This window comes from Denitrobacterium detoxificans, assembly GCF_015062615.1.
Lineage (GTDB): Bacteria > Actinomycetota > Coriobacteriia > Coriobacteriales > Eggerthellaceae > Denitrobacterium > Denitrobacterium detoxificans_A.
Genome location: NZ_SUUH01000001.1, coordinates 156,111 through 172,945 on the forward strand (window position 1 = coordinate 156,111; position 16,835 = coordinate 172,945).

Genomic DNA, 16,835 nt, shown 5'->3' on the forward strand with positions numbered 1-16,835 from the left:
AGCCCCTAGTGAGCCTGCGCCCAGTTTTCGCCCGACTGCACGTCGACGATAAGGGGCACCGAAAGCTCAACCACGTTCTCCATGACTTCGCGCAACAGCTCGCTTACCGGCTCCACCTGATCGGCAGGAACGGACAAGTCGAGTTCGTCGTGCACCTGAATCATGAGCTTCGCGTTGGGGAACTCGTGACGCAGGCGGTTTTCGGCTTGGACCATGGCAAGCTTGATGATGTCGGCCGCACTGCCTTGCATGGGATGGTTCATAGCCGTACGCTCCGCAAACGAACGCTGCTGCACGTTGCGCACGTTGATCTCGGGAATGTGACGCTTGCGCCCGAACATGGTCTGGGCGTAGCCGTTCTCGCGAGCGAATTCCACGACGCCATCAAGGTAGGAGCGAACGCCCGGATACGCCTCGAAGTACTGGTCGATCATTTGCTGCGCCTCGGCAAAGGAGACCTTCAGGGTCTGCGAGAGACCATAGGCCTGCTGGCCATACACGATGCCGAAATTCACGGCCTTCGCGCGGCTGCGCAGTTCGGGCGTGACTTCCTCGATGGGCACGCCGAATACATGCGAAGCGGTGGCGGCATGGAAGTCGGCACCAGAATTGAATGCGGCAACCAAGTGCTCGTCGCCCGAAAGATGCGCAAGCAAGCGCAGTTCAATCTGCGAATAGTCCGCCGACACGAATACGTGACCTTCGGTAAGCGGCACGAAGCACTCGCGGATATGGCGGCCAAACGCCGTGCGTACGGGAATGTTCTGCAGGTTGGGGTCGCTCGAGCTCAGGCGGCCCGTGGTGGTAACCGTCTGATTGAACGAGGTATGAAGGCGACCGTCGCCGCGACGCATCTTCGGCAGCGCGTCGATGTACGTGCCCTTGATCTTCGCAAGCTCGCGGTACTTCAGGATAAGACCCGGAAGCTCGTGCTCGTTTGCAAGCTCGGAAAGCACCTTGGCGTCGGTGGAATAGCCACGCGAGGTCTTCTTCTTCGGCTTCAGGCCGATGACCTCGAACAAAATATGGCCCACCTGCTTGGGAGAATCGACGTTGAACTCCTCCCCTGCAAGCTCGTAGATTTGCGCAACGAGTGCGTCCAAATCGCCCTGGGTCTTTTCACCCAGTGCGCGGAGATGATCGACGTCGATAGCCGCACCCACGCGTTCCATATGTGCAAGCACGGAAACGAGCGGCGCATCGATGTCGCTGTAGACGTCGTAGACGCCATCATCTTCCATGCGCTTGCTCAGCTCGGTGGCAAGCAGACGGATGGCAGCCGCCTGAATGACCAGCTCATCAGCTTCGGAAGAGCCCTGCGGCAACGCACCGCCCAAGTAGCGCTCGGCAAGATGCGCCGGCGCGTAATCGCGCGCAGAGGAATCGAGCACGTAAGCGGCAAGGCTCACGTCGAACAGCTTCATATCGAACAGATCGTGCGTATGAATGAGCTTCTCTTCGGCAGTATCGGCGGGATACACTTCGCCCGCAACTGCCTTGGCATCGTATACGGCAACGGGAATGACACCCGAAACCAAAACCGCATGAGACAACATAGCCTGAGCCTGTGACCCCTCAAGCAGCGCACATGCCTTCGCCGTGGAAACGGCCAGCATAAGATCGTCGCCAAAGATGGAACCCTGATCGCTCTTGAGGAAGGCAACGCCCACAACATCGTCTGCGTCGTGCGCCACGCCGTCGTCGAGAACCTCGTCGGCAAACACCTTGGCGTCGTCTCCCGTAAGGTAATCGCGCCAGGGAATCTCGACGCTATGCTGAACCGCCTGGCCGCCAATAAGCGCAAGAGCCTTGCCCAGATGGGCCTTCAGGCGCAGCTTGTCGAACGCCTCCGAAACGGATTCAGCGGTATACGAGGGGAACGATACGGCATCGAGGTCGAGCTCGAAGTCGAGGTCGCGCTTGATAATGGCAACATCGCGCGACAGGAAGGCCGCATCGCGATTATTGGTAAGGTTCTCGAGCTGCTTGCCCTTCAGCTTGTCGAGGTTTTCGTACACGCCCTCCATGCTGCCAAACTGCTGCAGGAGCTTGGAGGCGCTCTTCGGGCCAATGCCCGGCACGCCTGGGATGTTGTCGGCGGAATCGCCCATGAATCCCAGGTAATCGGGAATCTGCTCCGGGGTGACGCCATACTTTTCCTGAACGCCCGCCGGATCGTAGATCACGACATCGGAAATGCCCTTCTTCGTATTCACGATATGCGTATGCTCGCTGGCAAGCTGGCAGGCGTCCTTGTCGCCCGTAACCAGGAGCGAATCGTACCCAAGGGCATCGGCACGAGCAGAAATGGTTCCCAGGATGTCGTCGCCTTCCCAACCGGGGACCTTCACCACGGGAATGTTCATGCTCGCAAGGATTTCCTCGACAAGCGGGAACTGCACGCGCAGCTCGTCGTCCATGGGAGGACGCTGTGCCTTGTACTGCTCGAGCGCTTCGATGCGAAACTTCGGCTTTCCCACGTCGAACGCGCAAACGACCGCGTCGGGAGCGGCAACCTCGATGAACTTGAAGAACATGGAGAGGAAGCCGAACACGGCGTTGGTGGGAGTGCCGTCGGGCGCGTTCATGGTGGGCGGCACCGCGTGATATGCGCGATGCATCAGGGAGTTTCCGTCGATGACAGCTATTTTCTTAGGCATAGGAACACGCTTCCCGGTAAAAACAACTTACGAATAGTTGAGTATACCCTACACGTTCCAGAGATAGCCTACCCCACGCACGGTTTCCAAATGCTGCGCAAGTTCGGGACCGAGCTTGGCGCGAATGCGACGGACGTGCACGTCGACGGTACGGCTGCCGCCGTAATAGTCGAAACCCCACACGCGGCTTAGAAGCGCATCGCGTGAGTACGTGCGGCCCGGATGCGATGCGAGAAACGCGAGCAGCGCATATTCCAAATACGTGAAGTCGAGCGGAGTGCCATCGATGTCAACCTGGTACGTGGCCAGGTTGATGGTCATGCTGTCGACGACGATATAGTCATCGACGTTCGTTTCGTTACCCGGCCAGAGCAGCTGCCTAATGCGAGCGGCGCATTCCACGCCCGAAGCCCCGCTTAGGATGAAGTCGCACTTAACCTGCGTGGGAAGGCAAAGGCCCGGCAACGACGCCTCGTCGATGACGAACAGCGCGCAGGCATTCGATTCGTTGGAAAGCACGCGCTCGAGCCGATGCAGCACCTCGGCGGCATTGCCCGAAATCTCGTAGATGAGCAAGTCGAAGTCGAATCGCTGCGCGGTTGCCTTCTCGAAGCGGGCGCTCGACCACGCGACGACGTCGACGTCCATTTCGGAAAGCGCATTCTGAAAGGTATAGGCATTATCGAGACTGTCGGCTACGAACGCCACCTGCTTGCGCGCCATGGCTACAACACTTCCAACCAGCGATCGAGCTCCCACGGGGAAACCTGTTTCAGGTACTCGCGCCATTCTCGCGACTTGGCGTCGACCAGATAGTCATGGATGTGCTCGCCCAAGACGTTCTTCATGAGCTCGCTTTCGGCGAACAGCTCGATAGCACTTCCCAACGTAAGGGGAAGCTTCTGAACGCCCAGCTCGCGAAGCTTGGCGGGCTCGAGCGACGAAAGGTTAACGCCTTCGGACGATTCAGGAAGCGGCAGCTCCTGACGTATGCCCTCCATGCCGGCGGCAAGCATGACTGCAAACGAAAGGTATGGATTGCATGCCGGATCGGCATTGCGCATTTCGATGCGGCAGGCCATTTCCTCGGAAGGACGATACCCCGGGATGCGAACGAGCGTAGAACGGTTGCTGCGCGCCCAGCTCACGTACGCAGGAGCTTCCTTGCCACCGGTGAGGCGCTTGTAGGAGTTCACGTACTGATTCGTAACCAGGCAGAACTCGGGGGCATAGCGCAGCAGGCCCGCCATGAAGTGCTTTGCGGTGCTGGAGAGGTGATGACCAAGCGGGTCGGCCGGATCGAAGAACGCGTTATGGTCTTCATGGTCGAACAGGCTCAGGTGAACGTGCATGCCGCTGCCTGGGCAATCGGAAAGCGGCTTGGGCATGAAGCTGGCATACACGCCATGAAGCGCGGCGATTTCCTTCACGACCATCTTGTACGTCATGACCGCATCGGCCATGCTGAAAGCGTCGGAATAGCGCAGGTCGATCTCGTGCTGGCTGGGGCCGCTCTCGTGATGGCTGTATTCCACGGGGATGCCCATGTTCTCGAGCGCCAGGACGGTGTCGCGGCGCAAGTCGCTACCCGAGTCGAGCTCGGTGAGGTCGAAGTAGCCGCCACGGTCCAGCACCTCGGTGCCCTTCGAATCGTGGAAGTAGAAGTATTCGACCTCGGGACCCACGTTTGCTTCGTAGCCAGCATCGCGAATGCCCTGCACGACACGCGAAAGAATGAGGCGCGAGTCCCCTTCGAACGGCTCGCCTTCAGGCGTGCGGATATTGCAGAACATACGCGCCACGGCGTTGGAATCGGGGCGCCAGGGAAGAATCTGAAACGTAGAGGCATCGGGGAATGCGAGCATGTCGCTTTCCGCCGTATCGGAAAAGCCATTGATGCAGCTACCGTCGAAGCCCATGCCCTCTTCAAAGGCATGCTCGAGCTCGTTGGGATTTACGGCGAACGACTTCATGTTTCCCATAACGTCGGTAAACCAGAAGCGTACGAAATGAACGTCCCTAGCCTTAACCGTCTTGAGAACGTATTCCTGATCGGGAGTCATAAGCCTTCCCTTCGTGCTCGCTAAGACGCCACGCGTCATTGGCCCAATGCCGTTTCGTCAATATTATTGCCATATTACACGTTCATCTTTTCAAGGATGTTTCGAAATGAAAAAAGGGCGCCGACATTTGTCGACGCCCTACCTGTTCATACGCTTAGTTCCTAGGATGCATCGGCCGAGCCGAGCACCACCAGCAAGTCGCCCGTCATGGTGTACGTGCCATCGTTCTTCATGACGGTATTGCTTCCGCCCATGGTTTCGTTGATGGTCTTCGCTTCGTCTGCGTAATCGTCGGAAGCGTAGATGATGAGCGTGCTCGTGTACTTGTCGGAATCGGCGTCGCCCACCTCGGTCACGTTGAAGCCAGCCTTGGCGAGCATGGTGGCCGCCGAGGAAGCTGCGCCCGATACGCCCGAACCGTTCTTCACGACGACATTACCATCTTGGGTAACGGAAGTGGTTGAGGTGGCATTCGCGTCGGCCGTGACGGAAGCCGTACCGCTATCGCCCACCGACGAGAGAACAATGCCCGTGGCAGAATCGACCTCTTGCTCTTCAGTGGGAGCAAGGCCCTGCTTCATGCGGCTGAGCATTTCCTGCCACTCGTCTTCGATGAGCTTGCACCACCAAATGTTGTTCTCGTAGACCGACTCGACGGGCGCCGTGGCGCTGTACACGTCGGTCGTGGTGTCGATACCCTTCAGAGCCTGAGCGTATTCCACGATTTCGCTCACCGTAAGGTCGGTCTGAATGAACGAAGACAGGTTCGTGATGGACGTGCTCATAGTGATGATGTCACTCTGGAAGAGCTTGTCGACGATAGCGCTGATAACGGTACGCTGATTCGCGGCGCGAAGCAGGTCGCCATCGCCCACGGAATCGTATGCGTGGCGGCTGCGCGCAAATATGAGCGTCTGCCAGCCATCGAGTGTCTGCAGACCCGCGTCGAGATGGCCCGTGTAATCCTCGTCGTCGATTTCCATGGGAACGTCGACTTCGATGCCACCAAGGTTATCGACAATGGCGGCAAGACCATCCATGTCAACAAGCACGAAGTGCGCGATGTCTACGTCGCATAGTTCGGAAACCGTCTTGACGGCAAGAGATGCCCCACCATACGCGTATGCGGCATTGATCTTCTGAAGACCGTATTCACCCATGTCGACCTGCGTATCACGCGGAATCGAAATCATGGTGACCTTCTTGTTGCCCGGATCGACGCGCGCAAGAATGATGGTGTCGGTGCGATATATGCCACCGAAGGTGTTATCTTCGGAACGTTCGATGGACTCGTCGGTACCCATGAGCAGCACGTAGAACGGATCGCTTGGCGCGTTCGTTTCAACGAGAGCGTCTTCGATGTCGGCATCGAGACCCTGTGAAAAGTTCTCGTCAATCGTCTTGATCTGATTGGAGAAATACAAAGCCGCAGCCGTGCCAGCGCACACGAGCATGGCAATAATCACCAGGGCAATGGTGATGCCGATGCGCTTACGGCGCTTACGCTTCCCCTTCTTGTTCGCAAGACCCTCGGCATACGAGGAGCGAGAATACGGATTGATGGGCACCATACCGCTGGGCATCCACTGGGCATTGCCTTGTTCCTGGCCCCACTGGTCCTCGTAACGAGTAACCGGTGTACCATGACCGGCATGTTTTCCTTTGCTCATGAGCTGATATATCCCCTACAGTACAGTCGGCACATTAAGACTCTCAAAAGTATAAACGAATACGAACTCGCAGAGCGCAGTTTACATACGACCCGCTCAACTACGCGCCTCGCCTTCAGCAACCTTTAAGCTAACACGCCCAAGGTCAAAGAAGCACGAGGCGCGAACGACAGCCTAGTCGTACACGTGAACCGTAGTGCCAAGCGGTACGTTTTCGTAGATCCACCTGGCGTTATCCACTTCAACGCGCACGCATCCATGCGACAGGTAACGGTAGCTTCCCAACTCGTTGCCCGTACCAAGGATGCTATGGATGAAGTAGCCGCCATAGAAGCGCGTGCAATACTGCGCGGAATAGGCCGTGCTCAGATGCGGCTTGCGATCGAGCGTGGTGAACGTGCCGGTAACCGTGGGAGTGGAAGGCTTGCCAGGCGAGCAGAGCCAGTACTTAACGCACGTCCAATTGCCCTGCGAACCCGTATAGACGCCCAACATGGCGGTATCGAGATTAATCATGATGAGCCAGCGCGTGGCGCTCGAGAAGCGCTGCGCATACTCGGTCATGAGGTACTGCGCAGGCGGAACCGACTTCACGAGCTTGCCGTCATTGTCGGCCTTGTACCACGTGGAGCCATCCTTGATGAAATTGTTGCGCAACACGTAGCCCTCGTTATACACGCCAAAGTACTTGCTTCCATCTACGTTGAAGAAGCCCGTACGCGCACCCACGAACGACTGGTAGGCCTTCTGCAGCCAGTAACGCTGCAGGTTGCCCCCATCGTAGATTCCCGTCACAAGCCAACCCGCGGCGGACGGCATGACGCCGTCGTTGTTGGCCAGAAGCACGTGGTCTCCCCAGTTGGTCTTGCCGCGCAGTACGTAGCCGTTGTTGCCCATGCCAAAGTAGCGAGCGCCGTCGACCACGAAGAAGCCCGACAGCATGGCATGGGATTCGGCGTCATAGCGATAACGCTGCAGGACGCCATCGTAGGCCTTGGTCACAAGCCAGCCGGTAGCGCCATCGGACGTAGATGCCAACTTGCCGTCGTTGTTCGCAACGTACACGCGACCAGCTCCGTTATCCCACTTCCCGCGCACGATGATGCCATTGGGGCGCGCATAGGCGGTATACCCCGCACCCTCCGAAGCGGTAACAAGGCGAGACTTGGCAATGCTTGCATTCGAATCAAGCCAATAGCGCTCGAGGGAGCCCGTCCATGCAGGAGAGACGATCCAGCGCGCGGTGAAGGGCAGGTTCGCACCGTTCGTGGCGTACCAGGCCACGCCCTCGGCCGTCCAGCCCATCTTCACCAGCGAGGCGTTCTCGGCGGCGGACGTGGTGTAGTTATGCGAGCCCGTCTTCGCATTCTTGTTGTACTGGCGATAGACGATAAGGCCCGTATCTTCGGCATCGGAGTACCAGCCAATGCCCTCGTACTTCCAGCCCTTCTTCACCAGGCCGTCGCGCTCGGTCGCCGACGTCGTGAAGAAGTGATCGCCGCCATTGGGGTTGTAGAGGCGATACACGGGCACATCAGACGTGGAGGGCGCCACCCAGCCAATGCCTTCCCACTGCCAGCCCAAGCCGGCAATGGAGATGGCCTCGGATTCGCTCGACGTGTAGAAGTGCTCGCCCGAATTGGGGTTGTACAGGCGATACATGTTCACGTGGGACTCTTCGTACGAAGGCTCCTCGGTGGTTTCGGAGGGATCCTGCGGTTCGTCCGAGCATGCGTCGAGGGAGCTTTGGGCATCTGCAGCCTGCGGCTCGACGGCAACGACGGGAACATCGGAGGAAATGGACTCAGCCGCCTCCGAATCAGCGGTTCCCCCCTCCCCATCGTCAGCCTGCGAAACGGCGGACGGCTCACTAGCGGGAGCGTCGCCCTCATCGACCACCACGGAATCGCTTGCCTTGGTCGTTGGGCCCACAGATAAATCGGCAACGGCCTCTGAGCCCTGCGGCGCAACAGTGGGAAGCGAATCGGTTGCCTCCAAGCCATACGACGGAGACGACGCAAGCAAGAAGGTGACGATTGTAGCGGCAATGAACGCAATGCATGCCGAACGCATGCGGAAACGATAGGAATACCCCGTCATATCAGCCCCATTTCCTCGTGGTTTTCACAGCCACACAGGGAAATATTACCACAAGAAAAGTCCCAATTTGACGCAGCGAACAAGCCGTCCAAACGCAAAAAAGCGGAGGACGCGCGTGCGCCCTCCGCTTTACGGCAATGATCCAGGCAACTAGGCGATGGTTACGCCAAGCTCTGCTTCGACCAGGTCGAACGCAGCGTCGATGGCCTTATCCATGTCGTAATACTTGTAGCCGCCCAAGCGACCAGCGAACACGACCTTGCCCTCCTTGGAGGCAAGCTCGACGTACTGAGCATACAGCGACGAATTACGCTCGTCGTTGATGGGATAATACGGTTCGTCGCCGGGCTTCCAGTCGGCCGGGTACTCACGCGTGATGACCGTCTTGGGCTGCGTGCCGTACTCGAAATGCTTGTGCTCGATGATGCGCGTGTAAGGAACCTCGCGCTCGGTGTAGTTCACCACGGCGTTGCCCTGATGGTTTTCCTCGTCGAGGATCTCGCTTTCAAAGCGCAGGCTGCGGTACTCCAGGCGACCAAGCTGGTAATCGTAAAACTCGTCGATGGGACCGCAGTAAATGATGCGATCGGCTACATCGGGGTTCTGGGCGATGAACTCGCGATATTCCGTGTTCAGCTTGATGGGCGTATCGCCAAACATGGCTTCCACCATCTTGGTGTAGCCACCCATGGGAATGCCCTGCCAACGATCGTTGAAGTAGTTGTTGTCGTAGCGGAAGCGGCACGGAAGGCGCTTGATGATGCTAGCGGGCAGGTCCTTGCAGTCGCGGCCCCACTGCTTTTCGGTGTAGCCCTTGATGAGCTTCTCGTACACATCGCGGCCAACCAGGGAAAGCGCCTGCTCTTCCAGATTGGAGGGCTCGCCAATGCCCGCCTCGGCAACCTGGGCGGCGATCTTCGCCTTCGCCTGTTCGGGCGTGCGCACCTCGGGCCACATCTTGCTGAAGGTGTTCATGTTGAACGGAAGGTTATACAGCTCGTCCTTGTAAACGGCAACGGGGCTGTTCACATAGTTATTGAACTCGGCGAACTGATTCACGTAATCCCACACGCGACGAATGGACGTATGGAAGATGTGGGCGCCGTACTTATGCACGTTGATGCCCTCGATGTCCTCGCAGTATACGTTACCGGCGATATGCGGACGACGGTCGATGACGAGGCACGTCTTCCTCACCTTGGCGGCTTCGTGCGCGAAAACGGCGCTCGAGATGCCAGCGCCAACGATGAGATAATCGTACTGAGACACGATCATTCCTTTCTAAGAGCTTAGACGTACCGAGTATACGCAACGAATGCGTTCGGAGCGCCAGTTACGCTAAATAAACCAAAGCGTGCCGCCGGCAGAAATGGCCAGCGGCACGTACCTTCCAGGAAAACCCGCTTACTTCGAAAACGCGGGATGCACCTTGTCCTTGTCGGAAAGGACGATCTTCGAAGCATCGAACGCCTCGTCGCCCTCCATGGCGGGCCACTCGATGCCAATGGCGGGGTCGTTCCACATCAGGCCACCCTCGTCATTGGGATGGTAGACGTCGTCACACTTGTAGCAAAACTCCGCCGTATCGGAGAGCACCAGGAAGCCATGGGCGAAGCCGCGCGGAATGAAGAACTGGCGCTTGTTTTCCGCAGAAAGAACCACGCCCTCCCACTTGCCATACGTGGGGCTACCTTCGCGCAGGTCGACGGCAACGTCGAACACCTTGCCCGAAACCACGCGCACAAGCTTACTCTGCGGATGCTCGATCTGGAAATGCAGGCCACGCAGCACGCCCTTGGTGCTGGAGCTCTGATTGTCCTGCACGAAGTCGACGTCGATGCCGCCCGCCACGAAGTCGGGGCGCTTGTAGGTTTCCATAAAGTACCCGCGGCTATCGCCATATGCCTTCACATCGACAATGATCACCCCATCGATGGAAGTCTTCGTAAAGGTAAAGTTACCAGACGTGATTACGCCTTCGTCCATAGTTCCCAATCCTCTCGCAACCAATCGAGTTCGTATCTAGCTGATTCGCGCGCGCAATGCATTCCATAGAACGGATCGCCCGCGCTAATGTACTTGCCCCAGCGTTCGCGGAACAAGCCACCCTCGCTATGCAAGCGGGCGAACTTGCGCGCATCCATGAAGTCGGAACCACGCGAAGCAGATTCGTAATGATAGAGGCGCGCCGTGGGCTCCATGACAACGCTCCAACCGCGCTCACGCAAGCGAAGGCAAAGGTCGATGTCGTTGTATGCCACGGCGAAACGCTCGTCGAAACCGTCGACAGCATCGAACTGGCTTGCGCGAACCAACATGCACGCACCCGTAACGGCCGACGATTCGCGCGTGCGCTGCAAATGCGAAAAATGATAGAGCGAATCGGCCGGGAAGCAATGACACAGATGGTCGGGGTTCGCCTTCGGAATGATCACGCCAGCATGCTGAATGGTGTCGTCGGCATACAGGAGCATGGCACCCGTGCAAGCCGTGGTGGAGCGATGCAGCATGGGGCCAAGCATGCGCTCGATCCATTCGGGCGTGATAACCGACGTATCGTTGTTCAGGAACAGGTAATAGTCGCCCGAGGCATGACGCGCGCCGAAATTGCAAATGGCGGAGAAATTGAATTCCCCCTCGTAGCGCACCACCTTTACGCGGGAATCGCGCGCGGATACCTGGTCGTAATAGGCAAATGTCTGCTCTTCCGTGCTGTTGTTCTCGACGAGCACGATCTCGAAGTTGCGATACGTGGTCTTCTGCAGGATAGAATCGACGCACGTGGAAAGCAGGTCGATATGGTCCTTCGTGGGAATGACGATGGAGACCAGGGGCTGCTCTTCGGGCATGACGTACTTCACGCGATGGTAGAAGGCGGGCGTGCTATCTTCCACCTTCACGGGCACGCCAATGCGCTTGAAGTGCGCCTCGATGGCACGATTGCCCGCTTCCTGCGCCCATGGCTTGGAATCGGCGGAGCCGGCAGTGGACTGCTGATGCACGCGCCAGTGATAGAGCACCTTACGCGCGTGATAGACGTTGCGCGCCTGTTCCGCGATGAGGAACGTGAGGTTGTGGTCCTGCGCGCCATCGAATTCCTTGCCCGGCAGCTCGGGAAGATCACGCACGAGCGACGTGCGCACCGTAAGCATGTGGCACACGTAGTTCGAAGCCGTGAGCAGGTCCATGTCGAAATCGGGCTTCAGGAAACCATCGAAGTAATGACCGTTCTCGATCTTGTCCTCATCGCAGTAGAGCAAGTCGGTGTCAGGATAGCGGTTGATGCCCTTCGCATACTCGAAGAGCGCATCGGGCTCCAGGATGTCGTCGTGATCGAAGAAGCACAGGAAATCGCCCTTGGCGGCGCGAATGCCCTCGTTCGTATTGAGCGTGATGCCCTTGTTCTCGTCGAGCGTCACCAGTCGAATGCGTTCGTCTTCCGCTACCGCGCGCTGTGCGTTTTCGCAAAGCGCAGAATCCTCGGGAGAGGCATTCACCAGCACGAGCTCCCACTTGGAGTAGGTCTGCGAACGCACCGATTCGACCATTTCCCAGAAGAAGCCAAGAGGCGTCTTGTACAGGGGCACGATAATCGAGAACAGCGGTTCGATTTCGAAATGGGCCGTCTTCTGCGCTTCGATGACCAGCGGAGACGTACGATGAATACGGCGGAACCAATCGTCGTAGGCCTCGCCCTGCGAGGTATGCGACATCATGAAGAAGAAATCCCTGCGCAGCTGCTCGATACGAGAGGCTTCCATGCGAACGAAGCCATCGGGTGCGCTTCCACCGGGGAACGACACCCAAATGAAGAAATCGGCATCGAGCACGGGCAGGCGGAACGAAAACTCGATGAGACGCGCCCCATCGGGAGAGTCGGCCGTAACGGGAATGGGGCTCTCGCCGAAAACGGTGACCTTCGACGATTCCAGTAGAGAGCCATCCGTGCCAACGAATCGAATGTTGGCGTTATTCAGCGCCTCGTTGCGATAGTTGGGCGCATACACGCAGATGAAGCCGTGCAGCAAGTTCGTGGAGTCGTCGAAGAGCACAATGCGATCGATACGAATGTTCGCGCAATCGATGCGCGGATCGGCGTCGATGTTGCGCATGGAAGTAGCTGCGTCCTTCAGCAGCGTGTTGCGCTTCGACTGCCAAGCCGACTTCTTCGGATCGACGGTGGTCATGGCACTGTCGAGCGTCTTGCCCTGCCCATCGACCACATGAGCGGTGACCACCTGGGCAAGAGAGATAACGGGCACTACGACCACGTACGAGCCAGACTGCTCGCCACGCAAGGCAAGCGCGGGCATGTCGTTGCCGTTCTGCGCACGCGATGAAACGCGGACCCTTGCACCAGAGGGCACCTCAGCACGCAGCGCAATGTAAATCTTCCCATCCCCCCGCGTAAGCTTGCCGAACTCCATCTAGTCCAGAACCTCCTTGGCAGAATACATGGTGTCGTAATACGCACGATATGCACCGCTCGTTACGTGCTCCATCCATTCCTTGTGCTGCAGGTACCACTCGATGGTACGGACGATGCCATCTTCGAACTTCGTCTCGGGGTACCAGCCCAGATCGGCCTTGATTTTGTCGGGGGCAATGCCATAGCGCCTGTCGTGGCCAGCGCGATCGGTGACGTGGCGGATGAGGTCCTCGGTGATGGCGGGGTCATTCACGGCCTTGGAGGCTTCCGCGATGATGGTCTTCACGATGAACATGTTGGCGCGTTCATTGTGGCCGCCCACGTTGTAGACCTCGCCAAGTTTGCCCTTCGCCAGCACCATGTCGATGGCCTTGCAGTGGTCTTCCACGTACAGCCAGTCGCGCACGTTCAAGCCGTCGCCGTACACCGGCAGCTCCTTGTGGGCAAGCGCATTGTTGATCATGAGCGGAATGAGCTTTTCCGGGAACTGATACGGGCCGTAGTTGTTCGAGCAGCGCGTGATGTTGATGGGCATGCCATACGTATCGCCGTAGGCGGAAACGAACATATCGGCTGCCGCCTTGCTGGCCGAATAGGGCGAATGCGGGGAAAGCGGCGTGTCCTCGCGGAAGAACTCGTCGAGCTTATCGAGGGAAAGCGTACCGTACACCTCGTCGGTGGAAACCTGCAGGTACTTCTTGCCCGGGGTCCACGAACCATCTTCTTGCTGCCACGCCGCACGCGCGGCATTGAGCAGCGTTACCGTACCCATGACGTTGGTATCGGCGAACACCTCGGGGTTTGCGATGGAGCGGTCCACGTGGCTTTCCGCGGCAAAGTTCACCACGTAATCGGGATCGTATTCAGCAAACAGGCGCGTGATGGCATCCTTGTCGCGAATATCGGTCTGACTGAAGATGTGACGCTCGTCGCCCTCGATGTCCTTCAGGTTCTCAAGGTTGCCCGCATACGTGAGCACGTCAACGTTCACGATGCGAATGTCCTGGTACTTCTTGAGCATGTAGAGCACGAAGTTGCTGCCAATGAAGCCAGCGCCACCAGTTACCAAATACGTTTTCATGAAACTCCTTATAGTTGCGTTCGCAAAGCGAAATCTATTTGCCCATATAGCTACGAAGCGCATCGTGCCACGGACGCATGGTGTCTCCTATCGTCGCAGCCAGATGGCCGTTCACGAGCGACGAATAGGCGGGACGCGACGCGCTTTCGGGGTGCGCTTCCTTGTATTCCTGCGAGGTGCAGCGCGCGACTACGCAATCGAGCCCGGCTTCCTGCATGATGGCCTGCGCGAAATCGGCCCACGAACAGGTGCCCTTGTTCACGCAGTGGTAAATGCCGTAATTTTCCGTTTCGGCAATGCGCAGCATCTGGTACGCGACGTCATTGGCGTTCGTGGGGCAGCCAAGCTGATCATCGACCACGGTAACCGTGTCGAGCGAATTGCCCAGGCGCATCATCGTCTTCACGAAGTTCTTGCCCTCGTGGCCATAGAGCCAGGCCGTGCGTACGATGAAGTGACGAGGACACGCTTGAGCAACCGCCTGCTCCCCCGCCAGCTTGGTACGGCCATACGCGGAAAGCGGGGCCACTTCGTCGGATTCGACACGCGGCTCGGGCTGGTTGCCCGGGAACACGTAGTCGGTGGAAACGTGCACGAGCTTCGCGCCCGTCTGCTCGCAGGCACGCGCAAGGTTCGCGGGACCCGTGGCATTCACGGCAAAGGCGTCGCTCTCGTGAGCTTCGCAACCATCGACGTTCGTATAGGCTGCGCAATTGAAGACGACGTCGAAGCCGCTTGCCAGGAAGGAATCGACGGCAGCGGCATCGGTAATATCGAGTTCGCTGGCATCGGCGCAGACGACTTCCGCCCCCGCATAGCTAGCGGGAATGGGGCCGATTTCCGCCTGCCCCGAGGCAAGCATGCCCGAAAGCTCGCGGCCAAGCTGGCCGGCAGCACCAGTAATAAGAATGCGCATCCAATCACCTAATCCATAATGCGGCCGTCGGCAACCTTCTGAAGGTGCTGGCCATACGGACTCTTGCCATACGTCTTCGCGGCCGCAAGCAGCGTTTCGCGCGAAATCCATCCGTTCTCGAAGGCAATTTCCTCGGGAACGGAAACGGGCATGGACTGACTGCGCTCAACCGAGCGAACGAATTCGGAAGCCTCGAAGAGCGATTCAACGGTACCCGTATCGAGCCACGCGTAGCCACGGCCCAGCGTGACGACATCAAGGCTGCCATCGTTCAGGTACATCTCGTTCAGGCTGGTGATTTCGAGCTCGCCGCGCGCGGAGGGCTTCACCTTACGGGCGAAATCGCACACGCGCTTGTCGTAGAAGTACAGCCCGGTAACGGCATAGTTGCTCTTGGGGTTGGCGGGCTTTTCCTCGATGGAGATGGCATGGCCGTCTTCGTCGAACTCCACGACGCCGAAGCGTTCGGGGTCATCGACGTAGTAGCCAAAGACCGTGGCGCCACCGTTGTTCTCGGCAGCATTGACGGCGGCCTTCAAATGGCGGGAAAGACCGTTGCCGTAGAAGATGTTATCGCCCAGCACGAGCGCACAGCTTTCGCCATCGATGAACTCCTCGCCGATAATAAATGCCTGGGCAAGGCCATCGGGCGAAGGCTGTTCTGCATAGGAAAGCGAGATGCCATACTGGCTGCCATCGCCCAGCAGATCGCGGAAGCGAGGCAAGTCGACCGGAGTGGAAATGATGAGGATGTCCTTGATGCCCGCGAGCATAAGCGTGGAAAGCGGGTAGAACACCATGGGCTTGTCGTAAATGGGAAGAAGCTGCTTGCTGGTTACCGTGGTTAGCGGATACAGACGGGTACCGCTACCACCCGCAAGAATGATGCCCTTCATGTGCGCTCCTTTAAACATGTACATGTCACATATACATGAAACATTCTACGCCCTGAGCGCATGCCTGCAGGAAACGCAACGACTATTACCATAAATCGGCACGTCGGACAGGCTACGCGCAAGTAACGGAATTCCATGTATTCGCGCGCGTGCAATTGATACGCATCGCCATTATCGCGATAATAAACGCTTGCGACTGGACAACTCAAAGGAAACGGAATGGCAGACGCAGCTATAGAAAAGAAACGAGTAACGGAATTCCAGCACAACAAATTCGTGCTGGCATCGCTGGTAAGCAAGGACTTCAAGCTCAAGTACCGCCGCAGCTTCCTGGGCATCGTATGGAGCGTGTTGAACCCGCTCCTCATGATGATCGTGCTCGCCGCCGTATTCAGCTACATGTTCCGATTCAACATCGAGAACTTCCCGCTGTACCTTATCTTGGGTCAGATCATGTTCGACTTCATGAATCGATCCACCAACTCAGCCATGAGCTCCATTATCGATGCGCAATCGCTCATCAAGAAGATTCGCATCGAGAAGATGATCTTCCCAATGGAAAAGGTCATGTTCGAGCTTCTGAACACGGCTATCTCGATGATTGCGGCCGTGCTGGTCATGGCTTACTTCCAGGTGCTCCCCAGCGTGCATGCCATCTGGGGCCTGCCCCTGCTGATCATCTTCATCACCATGTTCTCGTTCGGCCTAAGCCTGCTCATCTCGGCGCTCTCGGTATTCTTCCGTGACGTCATGCACCTATGGGGCGTTCTGCTTACCGCATGGACGTACGCCACGCCCATCTTCTATCCCGTGGACATGCTGGCCGATTGGATGATGGCCATCATGCAGTTCAACCCCATGTACCACTACCTCACGTTCTTCCGCGACATCATGATGTGGAACACCTGCCCCTCGATTCAGGAAATCCTCATCTGCTTCGGCATGGCGCTCGTGACCTTCGTGGTGGGATTCATCGTCTTCCGCAAGACCGAGCACAAGTTCATTCTCTATATCTAGGAC

At 57.8% G+C, this 16,835-nt stretch carries 12 protein-coding genes; 1 reads left to right on the plus strand and 11 read right to left on the minus strand.

What is annotated here, in order from left to right; genetic code table 11:
- Nucleotides 1–5: 5 nt before the first annotated feature.
- The 11 genes from polA to rfbA form a co-directional block, all read right to left on the minus strand.
- The gene (gene polA, locus E7002_RS00745; protein WP_303727017.1) at nucleotides 6–2,660 is read right to left on the minus strand and encodes a DNA polymerase I; all 2,655 of its coding nucleotides are present in this window, start codon (nucleotides 2,658–2,660) and stop codon (nucleotides 6–8) included.
- Between the two features lie 48 nt (nucleotides 2,661–2,708).
- The gene (locus E7002_RS00750) at nucleotides 2,709–3,383 is read right to left on the minus strand and encodes a winged helix-turn-helix domain-containing protein (protein WP_303727019.1); all 675 of its coding nucleotides are present in this window, start codon (nucleotides 3,381–3,383) and stop codon (nucleotides 2,709–2,711) included.
- A gap of 2 nt (nucleotides 3,384–3,385) precedes the next feature.
- Nucleotides 3,386–4,723: a glutamine synthetase family protein gene (locus E7002_RS00755; protein WP_303727020.1), complete on the minus strand. Its 1,338-nt coding sequence runs from the start codon at nucleotides 4,721–4,723 to the stop codon at nucleotides 3,386–3,388.
- A 161-nt stretch (nucleotides 4,724–4,884) separates the two neighbouring features.
- Complete coding sequence (locus E7002_RS00760) at nucleotides 4,885–6,393, minus strand: LCP family protein (protein ID WP_303727021.1); 1,509 nt, start codon at nucleotides 6,391–6,393, stop codon at nucleotides 4,885–4,887.
- A gap of 174 nt (nucleotides 6,394–6,567) precedes the next feature.
- On the minus strand, nucleotides 6,568–8,493 hold the full coding sequence (locus E7002_RS00765) for a L,D-transpeptidase family protein (RefSeq protein ID WP_303727022.1): 1,926 nt from the start codon (nucleotides 8,491–8,493) through the stop codon (nucleotides 6,568–6,570).
- Nucleotides 8,494–8,643: 150 nt separating this feature from the next.
- Nucleotides 8,644–9,768 (minus strand): UDP-galactopyranose mutase, encoded by a 1,125-nt coding sequence (glf, locus tag E7002_RS00770; RefSeq protein WP_303727023.1) that lies wholly within the window; start codon nucleotides 9,766–9,768, stop codon nucleotides 8,644–8,646.
- Between the two features lie 129 nt (nucleotides 9,769–9,897).
- Complete coding sequence (rfbC, locus tag E7002_RS00775; RefSeq protein WP_066661893.1) at nucleotides 9,898–10,479, minus strand: dTDP-4-dehydrorhamnose 3,5-epimerase; 582 nt, start codon at nucleotides 10,477–10,479, stop codon at nucleotides 9,898–9,900.
- Nucleotides 10,464–12,920, minus strand: coding sequence for a glycosyltransferase family 2 protein (locus E7002_RS00780; protein WP_303727025.1), 2,457 nt, complete (start codon nucleotides 12,918–12,920; stop codon nucleotides 10,464–10,466). Before E7002_RS00780 ends, rfbC begins: the two co-directional genes overlap by 16 nt.
- On the minus strand, nucleotides 12,921–14,003 hold the full coding sequence (rfbB, locus tag E7002_RS00785) for a dTDP-glucose 4,6-dehydratase (protein ID WP_066661888.1): 1,083 nt from the start codon (nucleotides 14,001–14,003) through the stop codon (nucleotides 12,921–12,923).
- A gap of 34 nt (nucleotides 14,004–14,037) precedes the next feature.
- The gene (gene rfbD, locus E7002_RS00790) at nucleotides 14,038–14,919 is read right to left on the minus strand and encodes a dTDP-4-dehydrorhamnose reductase (RefSeq protein ID WP_303727026.1); all 882 of its coding nucleotides are present in this window, start codon (nucleotides 14,917–14,919) and stop codon (nucleotides 14,038–14,040) included.
- Between the two features lie 8 nt (nucleotides 14,920–14,927).
- Nucleotides 14,928–15,815 (minus strand): glucose-1-phosphate thymidylyltransferase RfbA, encoded by an 888-nt coding sequence (gene rfbA, locus E7002_RS00795; protein ID WP_303727027.1) that lies wholly within the window; start codon nucleotides 15,813–15,815, stop codon nucleotides 14,928–14,930.
- Nucleotides 15,816–16,034: 219 nt separating this feature from the next.
- Between rfbA and E7002_RS00800 the strand changes: the two genes are divergently transcribed.
- Entirely contained in the window at nucleotides 16,035–16,832 is a 798-nt protein-coding gene (locus E7002_RS00800) for an ABC transporter permease (RefSeq protein WP_303727028.1), read from the plus strand.
- Nucleotides 16,833–16,835: the final 3 nt, after the last annotated feature.